This is a genomic window from Cytobacillus oceanisediminis (assembly GCF_007830235.1).
Classification (GTDB): domain Bacteria; phylum Bacillota; class Bacilli; order Bacillales; family Cytobacillaceae; genus Cytobacillus; species Cytobacillus oceanisediminis.
In genome coordinates this window covers 50515-71058 of sequence record NZ_VLKI01000008.1, presented here as the reverse complement: position 1 = coordinate 71058, position 20544 = coordinate 50515, and the positions used below count along the sequence as shown (strand labels likewise).

The 20544-nt window shown below is 39.6% G+C and carries 23 protein-coding genes; 18 read left to right on the top strand and 5 right to left on the bottom strand.

Features of this window, described 5'->3' with window-relative positions; genetic code table 11:
- Positions 1 to 176: 176 nt before the first annotated feature.
- Entirely contained in the window at positions 177 to 2336 is a 2160-nt protein-coding gene (locus IQ19_RS14610) for an ATP-dependent Clp protease ATP-binding subunit (protein WP_144543119.1), read from the bottom strand.
- A 222-nt stretch (positions 2337 to 2558) separates the two neighbouring features.
- On the opposite strand from IQ19_RS14610, the gene IQ19_RS14605 reads away from it, so the two are divergent.
- Positions 2559 to 3617, top strand: a complete 1059-nt coding sequence (locus IQ19_RS14605; RefSeq protein WP_144543118.1) for a YkvI family membrane protein — start codon at positions 2559 to 2561, stop codon at positions 3615 to 3617.
- 283 nt (positions 3618 to 3900) lie between these two features.
- On the opposite strand, the gene IQ19_RS14600 is transcribed toward IQ19_RS14605, so the two are convergent.
- Both IQ19_RS14600 and IQ19_RS14595 read right to left on the bottom strand, forming a co-directional pair.
- Positions 3901 to 4581 carry a hypothetical protein gene (locus tag IQ19_RS14600; RefSeq protein WP_144543117.1) on the bottom strand — a complete coding sequence of 227 codons (681 nt, stop codon included), beginning with the start codon at positions 4579 to 4581 and terminating at the stop codon, positions 3901 to 3903.
- A 187-nt stretch (positions 4582 to 4768) separates the two neighbouring features.
- The gene (locus IQ19_RS14595; protein WP_144543116.1) at positions 4769 to 5380 is read right to left on the bottom strand and encodes a CPBP family intramembrane glutamic endopeptidase; all 612 of its coding nucleotides are present in this window, start codon (positions 5378 to 5380) and stop codon (positions 4769 to 4771) included.
- Between the two features lie 148 nt (positions 5381 to 5528).
- Between IQ19_RS14595 and IQ19_RS28550 the strand changes: the two genes are divergently transcribed.
- Complete coding sequence (locus IQ19_RS28550; protein WP_019381647.1) at positions 5529 to 5639, top strand: DUF6254 family protein; 111 nt, start codon at positions 5529 to 5531, stop codon at positions 5637 to 5639.
- Positions 5640 to 5761: 122 nt separating this feature from the next.
- Positions 5762 to 6412 (top strand): oxidoreductase, encoded by a 651-nt coding sequence (locus IQ19_RS14590; RefSeq protein ID WP_144543115.1) that lies wholly within the window; start codon positions 5762 to 5764, stop codon positions 6410 to 6412.
- Between the two features lie 67 nt (positions 6413 to 6479).
- Here the strand turns inward: IQ19_RS14590 and IQ19_RS14585 are convergent, their stop codons facing one another.
- Positions 6480 to 6668, bottom strand: a complete 189-nt coding sequence (locus IQ19_RS14585) for a YkvS family protein (protein WP_144543114.1) — start codon at positions 6666 to 6668, stop codon at positions 6480 to 6482.
- Between the two features lie 286 nt (positions 6669 to 6954).
- On the opposite strand from IQ19_RS14585, the gene IQ19_RS14580 reads away from it, so the two are divergent.
- The 4 genes from IQ19_RS14580 (at position 6955) to IQ19_RS14565 (ending at position 9402) form a co-directional block, all read left to right on the top strand.
- Positions 6955 to 7149, top strand: a complete 195-nt coding sequence (locus IQ19_RS14580; protein ID WP_144543113.1) for a hypothetical protein — start codon at positions 6955 to 6957, stop codon at positions 7147 to 7149.
- Between the two features lie 149 nt (positions 7150 to 7298).
- Positions 7299 to 7889, top strand: a complete 591-nt coding sequence (locus tag IQ19_RS14575) for a cell wall hydrolase (RefSeq protein WP_144543112.1) — start codon at positions 7299 to 7301, stop codon at positions 7887 to 7889.
- Between the two features lie 129 nt (positions 7890 to 8018).
- Entirely contained in the window at positions 8019 to 8762 is a 744-nt protein-coding gene (locus IQ19_RS14570; RefSeq protein WP_144543111.1) for an SDR family oxidoreductase, read from the top strand.
- A 268-nt stretch (positions 8763 to 9030) separates the two neighbouring features.
- Positions 9031 to 9402: a cbb3-type cytochrome c oxidase subunit I gene (locus tag IQ19_RS14565; protein ID WP_144543110.1), complete on the top strand. Its 372-nt coding sequence runs from the start codon at positions 9031 to 9033 to the stop codon at positions 9400 to 9402.
- Positions 9403 to 9725: 323 nt separating this feature from the next.
- Here IQ19_RS14565 and IQ19_RS14560 read toward each other — a convergent pair whose 3' ends face one another.
- A complete protein-coding gene (locus IQ19_RS14560; RefSeq protein WP_144543109.1) occupies positions 9726 to 10109 on the bottom strand; it encodes a PilZ domain-containing protein in 384 nt (127 codons plus the stop codon).
- A 138-nt stretch (positions 10110 to 10247) separates the two neighbouring features.
- Between IQ19_RS14560 and IQ19_RS14555 the strand changes: the two genes are divergently transcribed.
- The 11 genes from IQ19_RS14555 to IQ19_RS14505 all read left to right on the top strand — a co-directional run bounded on the left by IQ19_RS14555 (position 10248) and on the right by IQ19_RS14505 (position 20350).
- Positions 10248 to 11186 (top strand): AAA family ATPase, encoded by a 939-nt coding sequence (locus tag IQ19_RS14555; RefSeq protein ID WP_144543108.1) that lies wholly within the window; start codon positions 10248 to 10250, stop codon positions 11184 to 11186.
- 1 nt (position 11187) lies between these two features.
- Positions 11188 to 12384 (top strand): DUF58 domain-containing protein, encoded by a 1197-nt coding sequence (locus IQ19_RS14550; protein ID WP_144543107.1) that lies wholly within the window; start codon positions 11188 to 11190, stop codon positions 12382 to 12384.
- Positions 12381 to 13631: a hypothetical protein gene (locus IQ19_RS14545; RefSeq protein ID WP_144543106.1), complete on the top strand. Its 1251-nt coding sequence runs from the start codon at positions 12381 to 12383 to the stop codon at positions 13629 to 13631. Before IQ19_RS14550 ends, IQ19_RS14545 begins: the two co-directional genes overlap by 4 nt.
- Before the next feature lie 147 nt (positions 13632 to 13778).
- Positions 13779 to 14426 (top strand): ABC transporter ATP-binding protein, encoded by a 648-nt coding sequence (locus IQ19_RS14540; protein WP_144543105.1) that lies wholly within the window; start codon positions 13779 to 13781, stop codon positions 14424 to 14426.
- Positions 14427 to 14442: 16 nt separating this feature from the next.
- Positions 14443 to 15237 (top strand): ABC transporter permease, encoded by a 795-nt coding sequence (locus tag IQ19_RS14535; protein WP_144543104.1) that lies wholly within the window; start codon positions 14443 to 14445, stop codon positions 15235 to 15237.
- A gap of 90 nt (positions 15238 to 15327) precedes the next feature.
- The gene (locus tag IQ19_RS14530) at positions 15328 to 15633 is read left to right on the top strand and encodes a hypothetical protein (protein ID WP_144543103.1); all 306 of its coding nucleotides are present in this window, start codon (positions 15328 to 15330) and stop codon (positions 15631 to 15633) included.
- Between the two features lie 394 nt (positions 15634 to 16027).
- The gene (locus tag IQ19_RS14525; RefSeq protein ID WP_026583099.1) at positions 16028 to 16294 is read left to right on the top strand and encodes a phosphocarrier protein HPr; all 267 of its coding nucleotides are present in this window, start codon (positions 16028 to 16030) and stop codon (positions 16292 to 16294) included.
- A complete protein-coding gene (gene ptsP, locus IQ19_RS14520) occupies positions 16294 to 18018 on the top strand; it encodes a phosphoenolpyruvate--protein phosphotransferase (RefSeq protein WP_144543102.1) in 1725 nt (574 codons plus the stop codon). Before IQ19_RS14525 ends, ptsP begins: the two co-directional genes overlap by 1 nt.
- Positions 18019 to 18511: 493 nt before the next feature.
- Complete coding sequence (locus tag IQ19_RS14515) at positions 18512 to 18973, top strand: hypothetical protein (protein ID WP_144543101.1); 462 nt, start codon at positions 18512 to 18514, stop codon at positions 18971 to 18973.
- A 226-nt stretch (positions 18974 to 19199) separates the two neighbouring features.
- Positions 19200 to 20078 (top strand): NAD(P)-dependent oxidoreductase, encoded by an 879-nt coding sequence (locus IQ19_RS14510; protein ID WP_144543100.1) that lies wholly within the window; start codon positions 19200 to 19202, stop codon positions 20076 to 20078.
- 92 nt (positions 20079 to 20170) lie between these two features.
- Complete coding sequence (locus tag IQ19_RS14505) at positions 20171 to 20350, top strand: hypothetical protein (protein ID WP_144543099.1); 180 nt, start codon at positions 20171 to 20173, stop codon at positions 20348 to 20350.
- The last annotated feature ends 194 nt before the right edge of the window (positions 20351 to 20544 follow it).

Genomic DNA, 20544 nt, shown 5'->3' with positions numbered 1-20544 from the left:
GAGGGGGTTAGAGACCCCACAGGCGAAGCCGAGGAGGCTCTCATTCCTCCCCGCGGGTTCGCTGCGTGCCCGCAACGGAAATCAACGGGCATCATTTACAAGGTAAACAATAATCTATGAGAAAACAGCCTTAAAAAAAGAGCCGGAAATTAATTCCGGCTCTTTCTAATTCACAATTAGCTGATCGTTTTAATGATGATTTTCTCGTTTTCTAGCATAGCTTGAAGTTTGTTGCTGCCGCCATGGTCAATGATGAAATCAGCTATTTTGTCTTCAAGCTCATCCTGGATAACCCTTCTTAATGGGCGTGCACCAAAAGCAGGGTGGTATCCATCTTCGGCCAATTTCTCCTTGGCTTCCGGTGTTACAGTCAGCTCAATTTCTTGTTCTTCTAATGTTTCCTGAAGGTCATTTAGCATTAAGTCGACAATTTTCAATAGATGTTCTTTTTCTAATGCTTTGAATTCAATAATGCTATCAAAACGATTCAGGAATTCAGATTTGAAGAAACTTCCAAGTGAGTCGAGAATGCTTGATTCTTTTACTGCATCAGTAGTCCCGAAGCCTACGTGTATTTCTTTATGGCCTACTCCGGCGTTGCTCGTCATGATAATGACGGTATCCTTAAAGCTTACAGTTCTGCCCTGGCTGTCTGTCAGGCGTCCATCTTCAAGGATCTGCAGGAACATGTGCTGGACATCAGGGTGGGCTTTTTCAATCTCATCCAGCAAAATAATGCTGTATGGGTTTCTCCGGACCTTTTCTGTCAGCTGTCCTGCTTCGTCATGTCCGACATATCCAGGAGGTGAACCGATGATCTTGGCTATGCTGTGTTTTTCCATATATTCACTCATATCGAGCCTAATCATATTTTCTTTGGAACCGAATAATTCCTCAGCAAGCGTTTTGGTTAATTCTGTTTTGCCAACCCCTGTTGGTCCTACGAAGAGAAAAGAACCAATTGGACGATGCTTAGATTTCAGTCCTGCACGGCTTCGGCGAATGGCTTTAGAAACTTTTTGCACAGCTACTTGTTGGCCAATTACCTTTTCAGCAAGGCTCGCTTCAAGGTTTTGCATTTTTTCCTGCTCATCTTTTACAAGCTTGCCGACAGGAATGCCGGTTTTCTTTTCGATGATCTCCTGAATATGGCTTACTTCAATAGCTGGACGTTCAGCCTTATTATCTCCATTTAATGCCTTTTGAAGTTTTAATTCTTCTTCACGAAGTTTTGCAGCCTCTTCATATTTTTCTTCTTTCAAGACAAGCTGTTTCTGTTTGCTGATTTCTTCCAGGCGCTTTTCAATGTCTTCAGCTGGCGTATAGCCAGATTCAAGATTCCTTTTGGAACCTGCTTCATCCATTAAATCGATTGCTTTGTCAGGAAGGAATCGATCCTGAATATAGCGGCTTGATAATTGCACACAAGCCTTAATAGCTTCATCAGTAAAAGAAACTTCATGGTAATCTTCATATTTTTTCTTAAGTCCCATTAGGATTTCAATCGCTTCATCAGTTGTTGGCTCTTGTACATGAACCGGCTGGAATCTGCGCTCTAGTGCAGGGTCTTTTTCAATTTGGCGGTATTCTTTTAAAGTGGTAGCACCGACAACTTGAAGCTCCCCTCTTGCAAGAGCGGGTTTTAAAATATTGCCTGCATCCATTGATCCTTCCGCTGAGCCAGCCCCGACAAGCAAATGAATTTCATCGATAAAGAGAATAACATTCTTGCGTGTCTGCAGTTCAGAGATTAATTGCTTCATGCGTTCTTCAAATTGGCCGCGGATTCCTGTGTTTGCAACAAGAGATGCAACATCAAGCAAATAGACTTCCTTATTAAGAAGCTTTTTTGGCGCGCTGCCTTCAGAAATTTTTGTTGCAAGTCCTTCAGCGATAGCAGTTTTACCCACCCCGGGCTCCCCGATTAATACAGGATTGTTCTTGCTTCTTCTATTTAATATTTCAATAACACGATTAACTTCTTCATCTCTTCCTATGACTGGATCAATTAAGCCAGCTTTTGCAAGCTGAGTTAGATTTCTTCCAAATTGGTCTATGAATCCGCCATTTCCATGGGTTTGGTTAGGTGCTTCTTTTAATGGAAAAGGTGAAAAGTTTTCATTTCCTTGAGCGGAAGACATCTTTTTAAAGAAATCCTCTAAAGGCATTTGGCCAAAACCTGAAAAGCCATTCAGAGCCGGTCCAAAGGAAGTAAGGCTTTTTTGCTTCTCGGTTTGGTAACAGCTGTGGCAAAGATTTAAATTGCGCTCATTTCCATTTACGTTAAGTTTCAATTGTACATTAGCTTTTTTTGTTTGACATTTTTGACAAAGCATTTAGCATACCTCCATCTTTTATTGGTCTGACTTTGACTATCTTTGACCTTATAAACTTATTATAGTTTGACCTTTTTTGACTTTCAAGAATTTTTTACTGGTATTTTTTAGTAGTTTGTAATTTATTTTTCCCTTCCTAAACGAGGTTTTCAGCATTTATTGGAAAAAGCTCGTCTTTGTTTGTCCTGGCCTTCATATATTGGAAGTGAAGGAGGAGATTGAGTGAGAACAAACTGGGGGGCGGCTTTTCAGATCGCTGCCGTTTATGTGGGAACCGTGGTGGGAGCGGGCTTTGCAACTGGAAGAGAGATTGTGGAGTTTTTTTCCCGATTTGGTTTTATCGGCTTAGTAGGCATCTTAATGAGCGGCTATATTTTTATTTTTCTGGGATCAAAATTAATGCGAATCTCCGCCCGTATAAAGGCTGCGTCATACCAGGAATTGAATGAATACCTTTTTGGCAGGTTTTTTGGTTCTGCCATTAATATATTGATGTTATTTATGCTTTTGGGTGTTTGTGCAGTGATGCTGTCTGGAGCTGGAGCAGTTTTTGAAGAGCAGATTGGGATCAGCAAAATGGCAGGCCTTTTCATTACAATAGGGCTAACGATCATTACAATGATAGTAGGTATACGCGGATTATTCGCTGTGAACACATTTGTTGTTCCGATGATGATCGCATTTAGTTTTATTTTGATGTTTATCAGTATAAGTCTTCCCAATTTTTCGGAACAGGTCATGTTTATTCCTTTTGCTGAAGATGGATGGAAAGCGGTTGTCGCTCCGTTTTCTTATACGGCTTTAAACCTGACATTGGCCCAGGCTGTTTTAGTACCTGTCGCTTCGGAAATAAATGATGACCGAACGATTAAATGGGGCGGATATCTAGGGGGAGCAGCGTTAACCATTATCCTTATTTCAAGCCATTTAACTCTTGTTATGCTCCCGAATATCGAAGCTTATGATATCCCGATGGCTGCTATTGTAAAAACATTGGCATCATCTATTTATTGGATATTTGTTTTTGTGATTTATGGTGAAATTTTTACATCCGTTATTGGCAATGTCTTCGGGATCGAGAGACAGATCAAAAAGTATATATCTTTGCCGAGTATTGTAATTGTCAGCGCCATTTTTGTTATTTGCTATTTTATAAGCCTGATTAATTATGGAACATTGCTTTCTTACTTATATCCTATTTTCGGTTATGTCAGCTTAACCTTCATTATTCTTTTATGGATGAAGCCTTTTGATGGAGATGAAAATACTAAAAAGGTTTAAATTAAAGCTCTGCTAAACTTGTCCGACAAGAAGCTCAGTGAACCCTAGGGCGGTCCGACGCTCCTGGGCGCCTTGCGCCTGCGGTGGCTCCTTCTGGCCGGCTTTTCCCGGAGGACATTGAACCAGCATCCTTGAATAAACACCGCATGAAGGAAATGCGAAGGTATTTTCTAGGAGTCGCGCCTGTCACTCCAATCGAACATGGTGCCAAAATCAGCAATGAGCTTTAACACAGCTAAACTAAAAAGAGATCCGGCTTTGCCCGGATCTCTAGGTCTGTTTATTATTTGATCGGTTCTTCTTTCAAAATTGTCTTTGCCATTTGAAGGAATGCTTCTTCATGGTCAGCATCTTCCTTGGTGAAAAGAGTCAGCTTAAGGGAAAGGTCATCCTTTTTAACAAGATAAGCTGAAACCTTTTCGCCATTTTGTTCTGCCTTCATCACAGTTGCATCTTTAAAAAAATCATCGGCGGGCGCTTCAGCACTTTGCACGTCTTCGCTAACAGCATCTAATTGTGCTTTAGTATTTTCTTCAATCATGCTCCAGTCAGCATCTTCAGGCAGGAGCTCAATACGCATGAACACTTGATCATTTTCCGTAAAGAAAAGGACATCTTTATTTGGCTCCTCTGCTGTCAGTTCATATCCAGGAAGAACATACATAGAATAGTTCTGATTGTCGCTATGCTTAAGGAAGGCTGTATCTTCCTTTGTTTCACCATTGACTGTATAGCTCATATTCTGTTCGAGAATCCTAATTACGCTATCCCCTTTTTCAGAGGTTTCTTCTTCTGTTGCATCCTCTTCTTCAGCTTGATCCTGCCCATCCGTTGCTTTTTCCTCATTTTGAACAGGTTCAGCTCCATTGGCAGATTCATCCTTGGCATTTTGGTTAGTACCGCAGCCAGCAAGAATAGCCGCAATAAATCCCAAAATTAACATAAATTTAACCATGATTTTCATTTTGTGTTCCTCCCATTGTTCACTTGAAGCACTTCTACATAATTAGACGTAAAGGGAATTAAAGGGTTACATAAATATTCCTATTAATTAGTACATTACCATTTCTGCTAAGTATCGACAAGACTTAACAAGAGCTAATTCATTAAAAAACAACCCGCTAAATGGGTTGTCCAAAAGAGAAATATATTTATTTAAATGGCAAAATGACAAACATAAATAAGTCAAAAATAAGATGGGATACAATCACAAGCGGAATGCTTCTCTTCCAGGCAAATAGCCATCCCCAAAATAGACCTGCAATGAATGCGGCGAAAGCGAGCATCCAATAGCCCGAATATAAATGGACGGAAGCATAGAGGATAGAGGAAAGAACAATTGAGAGTGTAACATTCGCATGTTTCATTAATCTTTTTTGTACAAACCCTCTCCAAAAAATTTCTTCACCGGGAATAATGATCAATATCAGCACAATATAATGCCAAAGAAGTGAAGGTGAAAAACGTCCATAGAGCTTGTCAACCTGATCTAAAAAGGGCAAATTAAGCAAATTAATTAAGCTGTAACCAAGCCAAAAAACTCCGTACAAAAGAACACCTGAAAGAGCTCCATATGCAATAAAAGTTCCAAATGAAGCCTTATCTTCCACTTCTTCCATTATAATCGAATAGCTGATAAGAAATAAAAGGGCAGCAGAAAATATATACCAAAATATAGATTTATCCTGAAATGTAAAATACATAAGCAGATGCGCTATAAACAACCCGCCTATAAAACGAACATCTGCGGCAATATTTTTCAATGTTATAACCCCTTTCAAAAAAAATAGCCAAACCCTATTTTAACAAAAAAAATTAATAAAAAGTAAGGAAATGATTTCTTTGAACATGTAAATATAAAATGACCTTGAAATGCTTATCCTATGGTTATGAGAAAGGGGGTAACACAAAATGACGAAATCTAAAAGAGAGAAAGAGCGTGCTTGGACTGTGAGAAAACAGGATCAGCATCCGCATGGAAAAGTGAAATCATTGAAAGAACTTTCAGGGGAAAAGGAATAGTCATTCAAGGCCTCCCGCATTGGGGGGCTTTTGCCGATTGGAAGTTCCGCCCCTTAATAGTAGAACTGTCAGGCTGCACCTTGGTAATATGGAAAGTAACAGAGAGGCGGAGGGGAAACAATATGGAAAAGAAAGCATTAATACTGGGCGCCACTGGACTAATTGGCTCACATCTTGTCAATCAGTTAATTGAAAACGGGGAATATAAGGAAATCATACTGCTGGCAAGAAGAAAAACAGATCATGATCATCCGAGAGTTAAAACAAAAATCATTGACTTTAACAGAATGGAAGATCATTTCAATGAATTTAAAGACAAAGATGTATTTTGCTGTCTCGGCACTACCAGAAAGAAAGCCGGCAGTAAAGAAGCTTTCCGAAGAGTGGATTATGAGTATCCCCTGTCAGCAGCACAAATGACTGCCAGGGAAGGGGGGAAGAAATACTTTCTTGTTTCAGCTATGGGAGCTGATAAGGATTCTTCCTTTTTCTACAATAGGGTAAAGGGAAACCTGGAGGAAGACGTTAAATCATTGCCTATTCCCTCAATATACATATTTAGGCCTTCTTTATTAATAGGTGACCGGGAAGAATTTCGTTTTGGTGAAAAAATGGCAGAGTTGATTTTTATGCCGTTGAATCCTTTTCTAAGGGGGAAAATGTTGAAATATAAACCAATTGAAGCACAGAAGGTAGCCAAGGTGATGGCTTCTCTTGCCCAAAAAGAGGTAAAGGGAATACATATACTTGAATCAGGTTCAATGCAAAAATAAAAAGCAGCAAAGCCAGCTGCTTTTTTTGAATGCGCTTCTTAAAGAATGCGCTTTCATTTTTTGTTTTTTATACTGCAGATTCCTTTACTACCCTATAGTTCTTATGATTTACAACCGTTCTTTGATCTAATTCCAGATCACGGTAGTTGTCCATATAAGTTAAGTCTACTATAACGGAATTTTCGTTTACTTTCTCCACAATTCCCTGTAATCCATCACGAAATTCAATAATATTGCCAACATCTGCTTTCTTCAAAAATCATCTCTCCTTTTTTTGTCAATTTCTTTAGCTGTTTAATAACAGTTTGCACTATATCGTAAAAAGCGTAAAGAATTTTGAATTTATTTGGTGTATTATTTTCTGAATAAAAAAATTTAGGTATCAGGTTGGTAATATTATACCAGATTAATAATTTTTGTACATTAAAATTATTAAATATTCAGAAAAAATAAGTCATCGAGTTACTATGGTTCCACCCTTTAAAAATGAAAGCAAATTATATATGATATAAAAATAGGGATAGACAGAAGGAGTTAATGTCATGAAAGAGGAACATATACAGGAAGTTTTAGATCAATTAAAAGAAGGGATCATTTCAGAGTACTATGTTTCCAAAGAGGATTTTCTTCCATTTCGGAGTGTGCTTGTAAAGCGCGAGGATTTCAAGCATTTCCGCGGAATAGCCCAAAGAGGCGGCCACGCAATATACCATTATTTGAAATCTCCTCGCAGTTAACTTTATGTTTAGCTGTGTTTTAAATCGGGAAATGAATATATTTATCCAGATGTTTGAAGGTTCTGCAAACTGGACCATTAATTACCTGATGATATAGGATTCTTTAGCTGGTAGCCTGATAGTATAGAATTCTATCAGGAGGACTACATATGAAGACACAGTTAAAAAAAGCGGCCGCTGCATTGTTGGTGGGCACAAGTCTATTTGCATTCCAGGGAGAGGCTTTTGCAAGTGTACATAACGTAAATAAAGGAGATACTTTATGGAAAATAAGCAGCCAATATGGTGTGCCAATTTCTGAAGTAATGATGCTTAACAAGCTGAATTCCCATTTGATTTATCCCGGCCAGTCTATTAAGCTTCCGGCAACAATCACACAGGCTGAAAAAAATCTGCTGGCACAGCTTGTGCATGCTGAAGCAAAAGGAGAGCCGTATGCAGGCAAGGTGGCTGTTGCAACAGTTGTGTTAAACAGAGTAGATTCACCTGATTTTCCTAACTCTATTAAAGAAGTAATCTACCAGATTTCAAATGGCTATTATGCTTTTACACCGGTAGCTAACGGAGAAATCAACCGCCCAGCTGACAGTGAAGCCATGAAAGCTGTGAATGAGGCGCTCGCTTTCAGAGGGAAAGGAAAAGGATCCTTATTTTTTTACAATCCTCAAACAAGTACAAGCAAATGGATTTTATCCCGAGAAGTAACGACCGTTATTGGCAAGCATAGGTTTGCTAAATAAAAACTTTACTAAAAAGGCACTTGAGCGTCTCAAGTGCCTTTAATTTATACCTTCATTGATAAAGGAATAGAGGGTTATTTGTTTTGGGTATAAAAGCAATATAAATGAACATGAAGGGGAAGTGGCAAAATGAGCAACTTTAAAGGGAAAACCGTCATTGTGACTGGGGCTGCAAATGGAATCGGCAAAGGGATTGCCGAAGGCTTCGCTGTTAAAGAGGCGAATGTCGTTATCGCAGATATCGATGAAGAGAAAGGAAAACAGCTTGAGGCAAGTTTGAAGCGGCAGGGGTATTCCAGCCTTTTCATTAAAGCTGATTTAAAAGAGGAAACCGAAATATCCAGGTTGATGGCTAAATCGCATGAAGCTTTTGGTTCGATTGATGTCCTGATAAATAATGCTGGAATTTCGAAGTTTTATTCTTTTTTTGATATGACAGTCGAGATTTGGGATGAAGTAATCAATACAAATCTTAGAAGCGTCTTTCTGTGCAGCAGGGAAGCGGCAAAAACAATGAAAGCCGGCTCATGCATTATCAATATTTCTTCCACAAGAGCAGAGATGTCAGAAAGCAATACAGAAGCCTATTCTGCAGCAAAAGGTGGAATATTGGCGATTACCCATGCTTTGGCAAGAACGCTTGCAGAAAAAGGAATCCGGGTAAACTGTATTAGTCCCGGATGGATTGAAACAGAGGATTATGAAGGGCTTAGGGAGATTGACCATAAGCAGCATCTAGCCAATAGAGTAGGGAAGCCAGCAGACATAGCCAGAACCTGTTTATTTCTGGCTGATCCAGAAAATGATTTTATCACAGGAGAAAATATTACGGTCGATGGGGGAATGACGAAAAAAATGATTTATGAACATTGAGCAGGGTTACTTGCGCAGCAAGACAATATTTAGTAGAAAAACCGCACCAATAAAAAGAATGCATAAAAGAATTTGAAAAAACATCTGCTCTCCTCCTGCCTTTTTAACAAGAGTAAACAAACTTTTTTAAGAGGCTATAAATCTGGTGTAAAGATATCGTGAATAAATATTAATATGATGAAAATAGTAACAAGCACCCTGTTCTAAATGGTTCTTTTTGCTCATATTCTATTATTGCTTTAGAGCATTTAAATGAGGGAGGGGTCGCATGGGGATTACAATGATTAAGATTTCAACTGTGTATTTCGCGGCTGGTGTCCTGCTGGGGTATTATATGTCGAGTACTCATTCATATTTATTAGCGCCTGTCCATGTCCATATTAATTTACTTGGCTGGACATCACTGACTCTAGCAGGGATCCTTTATTATTTGTTTCCGTCTTTGGCTGAAAAGAATGCAGGGAAATGGCATTTTTGGCTCCATAATATCGGGCTTCCAATTATGATGCTTTCACTTGCAATGGTCCTTGTAACAGAGAATAATACATTTCTGCCGGGAACTGCTATTGGAGCTACAATTACGGCTGTTGGAATCTTCGTATTTGTTTGGAACATCCTGAAGAATTTAAAAGCTCCATAGAAGATAAAAAAATATGCCCGGGCGGATAAGCCGGGCGTATTTTTTGTTCTGGCTGTGTTAAAGCATGTCTTTGGCACCCTGTTGGTTGGAGTGGAAGAGGCGAGATCCTCGAAAATGCATTCGCATTTCCTTCGTGCGGTATTAATTCGGGGATGTTTAATCAACGTCCAGCGGGAAGAGCGCGTCGAAGGGAGACCCCACAGGCCCAAATGCGCCGAGGAGGCTCCCAGACCGCCCGCGGTTCGCTGAGTCCCTGGAGCGGAAATCAGCAGGCAAGTATAACAGAGACTTTGTTTTAGAAGATATTCAGTCCGGGGGGCTTTTTACTGTTTCGTTTTTAAATCGTGGTATAACTTTTTTGAGTATTCTTTCAATGCCTGGATAATTTCACAGCGGGTTTGTTCATCTTCAAGGCCGTTAAAGCCATAAATAGAATGGGAGCCGACAGACTTTTTCCAGACTGGTTCACCAAGCATTCTGATTGATTTTTCATCTAAGTTGAAACTAATTTCCATTAGGTATTGGTTTTCATCAATGGCAATGTCCATAGGAGATTTAAACTTGGTTCCGTTTGGGCTGATATCCATAATGGCTGCAGGAAAGCTAGGGGTTTCTTGTTTCTTTCTATTCAAATGGATAATTTTTACTGTAGCTTCCAGCGGAGTCCGAAATTGAAACCGGAAGGCTTCTTCCCTTTTATATCTCATTAGTATCACCTTGTTTCAAATTATGTAATTATTGTAATAGGAGTAATTATTTAGTAAAATCATACCACTTGAGAGAAAAAATGCAATTAAAAAAAGCTTTTGAAACAATTAGTAAAGATAGATTACAGGGGGGCTAAAATGGAATATTTGGACAAGCTTAAAACAGAAATTAATAAAGTAATAGCAGGAAAGGAACATGAGGCAGAGCTGCTGGCTATTTCATTGCTTTTTAATGGGCATATTTTATTGGAAAGCGTTCCCGGAACAGGCAAAACGATGCTTGCCAAATCCTTTGCCCAGGCCATTAATGGAAAATATTCGCGCATCCAGTTTACACCGGACGTTCTGCCAAGTGATGTGACTGGCATCCAATTCTTTAATCCCAAAAAGCAGGAATTTGAATTCCACCTGGGGCCGATTGTTGCTAATATTGTTTTGGCAGATGAAATCAATCGTGCAACCCCCAGAACACAGTCTAGTCTTCTCGAAGTGATGGAGGAGCGCCAGGTAACCATTGATGGCCATACTATCTTCCTTAGCAATCCATTTATGGTAATTGCAACCCAGAACCCGGTGGAATCTCAACAGGGAACATTTCCTCTTCCCATCGCACAGCTTGATCGATTTTTTATGAAGCTGGCAATTGATTATCCTAGTCTCACTGAGGAAAGAAATATGCTGAAAATGTATAAAACAGGGACAGCATCCCGTGAGGTCAAGGCAGTTCTAACGGCCGATGAAATAGACAAACTGAAAGAAGCTGCCGGCAAGGTTGGAATGAATGAGACGGTCGAGTCCTATCTGCTTGAACTAGTCCGAAAAACGCGTGAGCATGCCGATATTGAATTGGGCGTAAGTCCAAGAGGAACGCTGGCTTTGATGAAAGCCTCTCAGGGGAAGGCGTTTGTGGAAGGCAGAAATTATGTAGTGCCAAATGATATTAAATTTATGGTACCGCATGTGCTTGGCCACAGGATTTTTCTCTCAACCGAAGCATCCATGACAAAAACCTCAGAGTCCATTCTCCAGGATGTGTTAGAGTCTGTTCCGGTTCCCGTAGAGTCAGGTGCTCTCTAGAATGGAGTGGAAAAAATATAGTGTAGAAGACAATTCATTGTCTCTGACAGGTATATTAGGCATCTTTTTATTACTTGCAAGCTTTTATTTTAAATCCTGGCAGGTTTTCCTGGCTGCAGTTATATTTCTTCTTCTGATATTTGCTAATTCATTTTATATGAAGAATTTGGGGAAAAAACTTGTTATGCAGAATCCTAAAAAAAGACATAAATTTTTTCCGGATGAAGAGGGGAATTGGACCTTGGAGTTTGAAAACAAAGGGCTGCCCATCTTAAGTGGCGAGCTTAAGGTCTTTTTTGATGATAGTGTCGCACCGCTAAATTATGAATTGGCAGAAAGGTTCGGAAGATACGAATTAAATATACCATTCTCCTTAAATTATAATGAACAAAAAATAGTGACCATCCCCTTTGCTGCGAGAAAAAGGGGAGTTGCCAAAATTAGAAAGCTGGAATTGCATGTACCCCACTTTTTTGGATTTGGTGAGACAATTCTTGAATACAGAACACCTATAAAGCAAGAAGCACTGGTGTACCCGGTTCGACTCCCTGTTAATAATAAACTGTCATTCTTTAAAGATCGCCAGGGTACCTCCCAGACCGCCTATTCACTTTTTGAGGACCGGCTTTCCCCCGCAGGAACCAGGCAGTATGTTTCGACTGACAGCTTTAATAGGATTCATTGGAAGGCCAGTGCAAGAAAACAAACTTTGCAGACAAAAATTTTTGATAGGGTTGCAGAGATAGGCTGGAATATCTCTTTGAACGTTTCGGCAGGGCATTCGATCTCCGGCCAGCTTGAAGAATTGATCAGCAGTGCAGCAGATATGGCTTATTACTGGATGAAGCAAGAAGTTCCTATTTCACTGTGTGTAAATATTCGTGTTGCCGGCAGTACTCCTTTTTATTTTATTCCTGCAGGTTCAGGTAATAAGCATCTGCAAAAGGTGCTTGAAACCTTGGCGCTTGTTGATAACCATTCTTCTTTGTACCCATATGAAAAAATGCTTTCATATTATAAAACGCATTTAGCCACTCAGCCTTATTTTATGCATGCTGGGTACAGCAAACCCAGTACTGTTAATATGCTAAATTTGATTAGCCAAGATGGGACATTACTATATGAATTGCACCTGTCTGGCAAAGATGCCGTGATCCAGCCGCTCCAAATTAAGATGAAAGAAGTGGCAGGACGATGAAAAAGCTGTTTGAAGTTACCTACCTTCTTGGGATAGAAATCATTTTTGGGGCGCTGCTTCTATTTCCTATTTATATGGCCAAAGAGACAGAAGTTCCTTTATTAAAGTATTTTATTCTTGTTTTCCCGGCAGCATTAATGTTTACTTTCCTTCTTAACAGATATAAGGAAAAGGCAAGGATTCTATTTTTTGTAATGGTAATGCCATATATATTTGTCACGGGGAACCTTCTCTCTTTTTCAGTCCTATTTAATCTGCTGCTTGTTTTTTTTGTATTTTGGAGAACGCTTGCTAACTTTAATGAATATGACACGCAATTAGAGGGTAAATGGACCCTGCTAACAATTTTCACTGGCACATTTCTGCTTATTTTTTCAGCAATCTTATCAGGGATTTATACAGGCGAGATTGTTGGGTTGATGCTTCTTGAGCTGTTTTTCCTTATTGCAGGCGGTTTTATTAAGCGTCTTCTTGATTCAGATGCTGAAAAAGAGGAAAAGAAAAAATTCTTACTGTATTTTATTTCCTTGTCCTGCCTTATCGGAGCTGCCGGGTTATTGTTTGCTTCTGGCATGAATCTTTTTAAGACGCTATTTTTTGGTGTTCTAAAAATAATTGCTTCAGCAGCTGCATTAACTGCATCCCCATTCTTTAATTGGGCAGAAAAGCAAGACTGGACAGAAGAAATGAAACTCTTTGCTGAAAATGAAAACGAGGAAAAAACAGAGCTACCTGAGGAAGCTGTTGAACTTCGAGAAAGTGAGCACTTTTTTGATCCTGTTATGTTATTAACGGGTCTTTTTATTGCGGTGTTAGTATATTTGTTTTTTTATATTTATAAAAAAAATAAGCTTGTCAGATCGGAACGCAAGGAGACAGATTCCACCTCCTATAGCATGAGCAAGCAGGCTGCTGATGGAGGAATTTTGCCATTGCGCAGGTTTAAAAATAGATTACCGGAAAATCGGATTCGCAAGGAAATTTATCATTTGGAGAAGTTTGCGGAGAAGCTTCAGCTTGGCCGGTATGAGTTTGAAAGCTTATCTGAATGGATGGGGCGAATTGGGTTAAAGGACTGTGACAAGATAATAACTGTTTATGAGAAGGTCCGTTACAGCACTCCTGAAGATAACGGCAATTTCAATGAGTTTAAGCAGGAAGTCGAGAAAAAGAAAAATGAACTCAAAGAAATAAAGAAAAAAGTTGTCAAAGAGGAGCGTGCCAAACAAAAAAGCAGCTTCTCTTAAAAAATATTTGAAAAAGATAGTATGTAGTAAAGCCTTTTTCCAACATGGGAAAGGGTTTTGCTTTTCTATTGATAGGAAGCATACACATAGCTTTTGTGATTAAGTGGATATCATACTGGGTAAAGGGGAGTTGAAAAGGAGATGCCTATGAATAGACTTTCTTTATTTGCCATAAGGAACCTTCGCTATAAAGACATTCTTAACGTACCTTACATTGAGATTAAGGCAGGGAAGGTAACTTGTATTATGGGAGAAAGCGGTGCAGGAAAATCCACATTGCTAAAAATGATGAACAAAATGCTTTCCCCGGATACAGGTGAGATTTATTACAAAGATACCTCATTGGAAGATATAGATTCCATCCAGCTTAGAAGAAAGGTAATCATGCTATCGCAAACTCCATTAATTTTTCCCGGCACGATCAAGGAAAATCTGCATATGGGATTTAAGCTGACGAAAAAAGATCCCGTGGAGGATATGGCTCTTGAGCAGGCTATACATAAAATGCAACTGGAAAAGGAACTGAATGATGATTCCGGCAATCTTTCAGGCGGGGAGAGACAGCGATTGGCATTGGCAAGGGTTCTGCTGATGGAAACTGAAGTTTATCTGCTGGATGAGCCTACTTCCGCACTGGATGAAGAAACAGAATTAAATGTTTTGGATAACTTCATTACCGAAGCCAAAAAAAAGCAGGCTTCTATTATTATGATTACTCATTCAAAAAAAGCAATCGATCATTTTGGGGAGGAAATAATCGATTTGCTCGAGCTGCAGGAGAATGTGAAATTTTAAACCAGGGGGTGCAGCTATGGAGAACAGCGGAATCATAGATATAGAACTTTGGAGGCTTATATCAGCTTATGTCTTCGTCCTTTTGCTCATTTTTATTTTTAGAATGAGAGGGATAGCACGCGAAAAAAAACTCATGATTGCTACCTTCAGAATGACGCTGCAGCTTGCGATTGCAGGCTATGTTTTAACCTATCTGTTCGAATTTTCAAATCCGGCATTAACCTTGGTTGTTATCATTATTATGGAGAGCTTTGCGATCCATACCATTTTTAAGCAGGCAGGTATCCCGCTTCCAGGAAGCCTGAAAAAAACAATCGCCATTTCCATGATTACAGGTACAATGTTTTGCCTGCTATTTTTTAATTTTGTCGTTATAAACTTTGAACCGTGGTATGACCCCCGGTACTTTATTCCAATTGCCGGGATGATCATCGGAAATTCGATGACCGGGATTACACTGAGTGTTAAGGAACTACTGCAAGCATTTAAAACACAAAGAGATATGATCGAAGGTGCGTTAATGCTCGGTGCTGATCCGAAAGCAGCGGTAAAGCCATATGTTAACCATGCCTTTGATTCAGCTATTTTGCCGACAATCAATAACATGCTTGGGATGGGCATTATCTTTTTGCCGGGAATGATGACGGGGCAAATCCTTTCAGGGGTGAGTCCGTTATTGGCTATTGAATATCAAATTGTCATCTTGCTTGGCATTCTTGGAAGTGTTGGGTTATCCGTGATTATCTTTATTCTTTTGGCTTATAAAACCTTCTTTAATAAAGATGCGCAATTTTTGCCTGAAGGAAATTAACATTAAAGGGGTGGACCACCTCACTTGCAGCATTTCACTCTTTTCCCCCGCATATATTTTAAGCATCAATAAATAAAGGCGGGATGAAAAATGAATTTGGAAAAAGACAGAGCGAACAGAGTGAAATGCCTATCGGATGATATATTGGAGCAGTTAATGGAAGATAATATTGCTTATAATCCGGAAGACTTAAAGAATGTAATCGAAATGCTGGCACGCTCGGTTGCCGACCTTGTTAATATTTATACCGGCAAAGAAGAAGACCATGCAACAGCCCTGAAAGGCACCATTTCAAAAATGAGAATAAGCTACAACATTTTGCACTATAAAGAAAAAGCAAAAACTTTGCGAAAGCGGAATAAGTATCGTCCCATTATAGTGAAAAAAACTGAATAGGAATTAACGAATCCTGGTATGTGCTAAAAGAAATGAAATGATTGGAAAATGAAAGCGTTTAACTGAAAAAAGTGTGAACAAACCCGAAAAATTATGGTTTTTTCATTGTCTAAATGTATCTGAAATGCTATTCTTTTGTCTGAGATGTAAGTTGTCTGATGACTTAAATATTTGCCGGGAAAATTTCCCGATTACAATACATGAATAAATGGCCATTGGAAAAAATAAAACAGCATATAGGACAGAAAGCTCCCGGCATGATTTTAATAATTTCTTCCTGCTGCTGTTATCGCAAATTTTTTTCTGGTTCCGCGCTTTTTTAAGTTAGTGGGGCAACGCCTTGCACATCTTAACTTAATTTAAATTTATTTTATAAGAAGGGGATTGATCCAATATGGTTCAAAAACAATTCAAAGTAACTGCAGAAACAGGAATTCACGCTCGTCCAGCTACAATGCTTGTACAAGCAGCAAGCAAGTTCGATTCTGAAATCCACCTGGAGTACAAAGAAAAGAAAGTAAACTTGAAATCAATCATGGGTGTTATGTCTTTAGGCGTTGGACAAGGTGCAGATATCACGATCATTGCTGAAGGCAACGATGAGCAGGATGCTCTTAATAGCCTTGAAGAAACATTGAAAAAAGAAGGTTTGGCTGAATAATGAGCTTTTTAAATGGAATTGCGGCATCAAGCGGTATCGCAATAGCTAAAGCATACCGTTTGGTTGAGCCGGATCTTTCTTTTGGCAAAAAGACAGTAGAAGATGCTGCACAGGAGGTTGAACGCTTCCAGGCTGCCCTAACTGCATCTAAAGGTGAATTAGAAGTAATCCGCGATAATGCCCATAAAGAGCTTGGCGCCGATAAAGCGGCTATTTTCGATGCTCACCTGCTGGTTCTAAGCGATCCGGAATTAATCTCGCCTATTGAAGATAAAATTAAGACTGATAAAGTCAATGCTGAATCTGCTTTAAAAGAAACAGCAGATATGTTCATTACAATGTTTGAACAAATGGACAATGAATACATGAAAGAACGTGCTGCGGATATCCGTGACGTAACCAAACGTGTACTTTCCCATTTGCTTGGCGTTCAAATTGCTAATCCAAGCATGATTGCTGAAGAAGTGATCATCATTGCTGAAGACTTGACTCCTTCCGATACGGCTCAGTTAAACCGCCAATTTGTTAAAGGGTTTACAACTGATATTGGCGGCAGAACTTCGCACTCTGCCATCATGGCTCGTTCCATGGAAATCCCAGCTGTTGTGGGCACAAAGGAATCAACGAAGCAAATTAAAAATGGCGACCTAGTCATTGTGGATGGATTAAAAGGCCTTGTACATATTAATCCTACCCCAGAGGCAGTAGCCGAGTATGAAGAAGAACACCGCAAGTTTGAGGAGCAAAAGGCTGAGTGGGCCAAGCTTGTTAACGAAAAATCAGTTTCTGCTGATGGCCACCATGTTGAATTGGCTGCAAACATTGGTACTCCTAAAGATCTTAAAGGTGTAATTGAAAATGGCGGCGAAGGCATCGGCCTTTACCGTACCGAATTTTTATATATGGGAAGAGACCAGCTTCCGACTGAAGAGGAGCAGTTCGAATCCTATAAAGCTGTCCTTGAAGGCATGGAAGGAAAACCGGTTGTTGTCCGCACATTGGACATTGGCGGGGACAAAGAGCTTCCATATTTAAATCTTCCAAAGGAAATGAACCCATTCCTTGGTTTCCGTGCAATCCGCTTATGTCTTGAAGAACAGAATATTTTCCGGACTCAATTAAGAGCTTTGTTAAGAGCCAGTTCCTATGGAAACCTGAAAATCATGTTCCCGATGATTGCTACACTTGATGAATTCCGCCAAGGCAAAGCAATCCTAGAAGAAGAAAAGCAAAAGCTTGTAAGCGAAGGAATAAAGGTTGCAGACCATATTGAAATTGGGATTATGGTTGAAATTCCTTCAACTGCAGTTATGGCTGAGCAATTTGCAAAAGAAGTCGATTTCTTCAGTGTAGGAACAAATGACTTGATTCAATACACAATGGCTGCAGACCGGATGAATGAGCGTGTATCTTACCTTTACCAGCCGTATAACCCAGCGATTTTGCGATTGGTTAAAATGGTAATCGACGCAGCTCATAAAGAAGGAAAATGGGCTGGCATGTGCGGAGAAATGGCTGGGGACGAAACAGCGATCCCATTGCTTTTAGGATTGGGGCTTGATGAGTTCTCAATGAGCGCTACTTCAATATTGAAGGCTCGTTCCCAAATCAGCCACCTTAACAAAAAGGACATGGAAGCACTAGCAGAAAAAGCGCTTCTCATGAATACAGCCAAAGAAGTAGTACAAGCTGTAAAAGAAGCAACAAAATTGTCATCAAATTGAAATAAAAATATAAGTTTTAAATAAGGTTTCCCGGGTAAATAAGAAGTAAGCACTTAGGTAAGACTTAAGTAAGCTGATCATTCTCATTTTCCCCCCTTTTTAAGCCGGCCTGGCAAAGGCCGGTTTATTTTTTATCGTTCTCGGGATGAAGCAGAAGACCAGACTTAAGAATGAAAGTATTCACTTCTAATGATTGTTATCCATCCTTTAAAACTCCCCTATAATTAAGTTATTACTTGTAAAAGGAGAGATGGAAAATGATTACGATAATAATCAGCTTTCTGTTTCATGATCGATATATAAGCATGAAGGAGAAGCAGACTAATGAGTTATATGAAAAACAAAGGTCCTTTTTAAGCCGTGTACTTCATTAAAAAGCCCAAGCTAGGGCTTTTTTTATTTATTTTTTGCAAAGCCTTAAAATAGTTTTTTGGAATTGGGGTTTATTGTCAGGGCCGAAAGGAAAAGGTAATGAAAAAAGGAGGAATCTTACATGAAAAAAAAGAGTTTGACTTTGCTTCTAACCGCTTTGTTGACATTTACGCTTGCAGGATGCATACAGGACTCACAGCGGTCGATAGTCAACAGCCACGCTGAAGCCTTGCTGACTAAAAACAATGAGCTGCAATTCCGTTTTAAAATTAATGATAAAATCCTTTCGGAAGAAGAGTTATACAAAGTTAAAGTATCGATACATAATGAAAAACTGGCAGCAGCACTGGGCACGGATGAAGTCGTTTATGGGGAAGACACCATCATTGACGGTGAATACATTGAAGTAAACAATGAAAAGGGAAATTTTATTTTTATGAATCCAATTCCCCTGAATGAAGACTTGCATGTATTTGAAATAGAAGACATGATTGTTAATGAAGATGCCGTTTCGGTGGAAATCATTAATGATGATGAAGTAATCGCACGAGCATTCTTAAATAACTTTTCTTCCCAGTTATAGAGGGCTGATCATAAAAAAATTTAAAAACTTCTATAGCATATTTATAAAAAAGCGTTTATTTTGGCCAATTTTGGGTATTATAAAGTACGCGCATAAAATTGGAGATGGACCAGGCATTTGCCTGGTCTTTTGTCGTGTCGAGACCTTTTTTATTTTAATAGGGCAGAAGAAGTGCTAGAATTAATAGTAAAAATTCAGATACTTTAAAGAGGAGAGGGGTCAATAAATGATTTCACCAGAGAATACAGTTGTCGGCTTTATTGGAACAGGAGTAATGGGCAAAAGCATGGCGGGTCATCTTTTAAAGGCTGGATATCCATTAGTTGTTTATACCAGAACCAAAGAAAAGGCATCAGATCTATTAGAGAGCGGGGCTGAATGGGCAGAAACACCACTGGAGGTTGCGCAAAAAGCAAATGTTATCATTACCATTGTCGGTTATCCTGCTGACGTGGAGGAAGTGTACCTTGGGGAAAATGGCATTATAACGAATGGCAAAGAAAATACATATGTAATAGACATGACGACCTCAACACCAACGCTTGCTAAAAGATTATCTGAGGAAGCTGCCAAAAAAGGTATGCAAGCTTTGGACGCTCCTGTTTCAGGCGGGGATATTGGAGCTAAAGAAGCCAAACTTTCGGTTATGGTTGGCGGAGACAGGGAAGCCTTCCTGGCAGTCGAACCAATTTTCAATCTCCTTGGAACAAATATTGTATATCAAGGTAAAGCTGGCTCCGGGCAGCATACAAAAATGTGCAACCAAATCGCGATTGCGTCAAATATGATAGGAGTCTGTGAAGCGATCGTTTACGCTGAAAAAGCCGGTTTAGATCCAAAAAACGTTCTGCAGAGCATATCTTCGGGAGCAGCTGGCAGCTGGTCATTATCAAACCTTGCGCCAAGAATGATAGATGGCAACTTTGAACCGGGCTTTTATATAAAACACTTTATCAAAGATATGAACATTGCCCTGCAAGAAGCGGAAGCAATGGGCATGTTGACACCAGGCCTCGCACTTGCGAAAAAAATGTATGCTCAGCTTGCTGAAGAAGGCGAAGAAAACAGCGGCACACAAGCATTATATAAATATTGGAATAAGTAACGCAGCCAGAAATCATTGGTAATGGAGTTAATGCATAAAGCCCTCACATTCACTTCAAAATAACAAAGAAGATGAAAAAGGGGGTTAGGCTTGTGGCTAAAAGAACAAAGAAAAACGATCCTCAGCAAAAAAATAAAAAAGGCTTCGATTCCGCTGTTATCGATTCTGAATTCTCACATGAATTCGGCAGCGCGGAAACAAACAAAATTCATAAAGATAAAGCCAAAAAAGAAAAAGCACCAAAAAATAACGGCCAATATAAAGGGCAATAACGAAAAAAGGCAAGCAGCGGATGCTTGCCTTTTTTTATGTGGATGAAGAGCGTGCTGATGAACAATCGCGCGTAAACGAGTTATATTCGCGCACAAAGTTTGCGGATCCGCACGAAACCAGGTCGATTGCACGCGCAAAGCTGGCAGCCCCGGCAAAAGAGGAGAAGCCGCGCACAAATCAAAAGAAGCCGCGC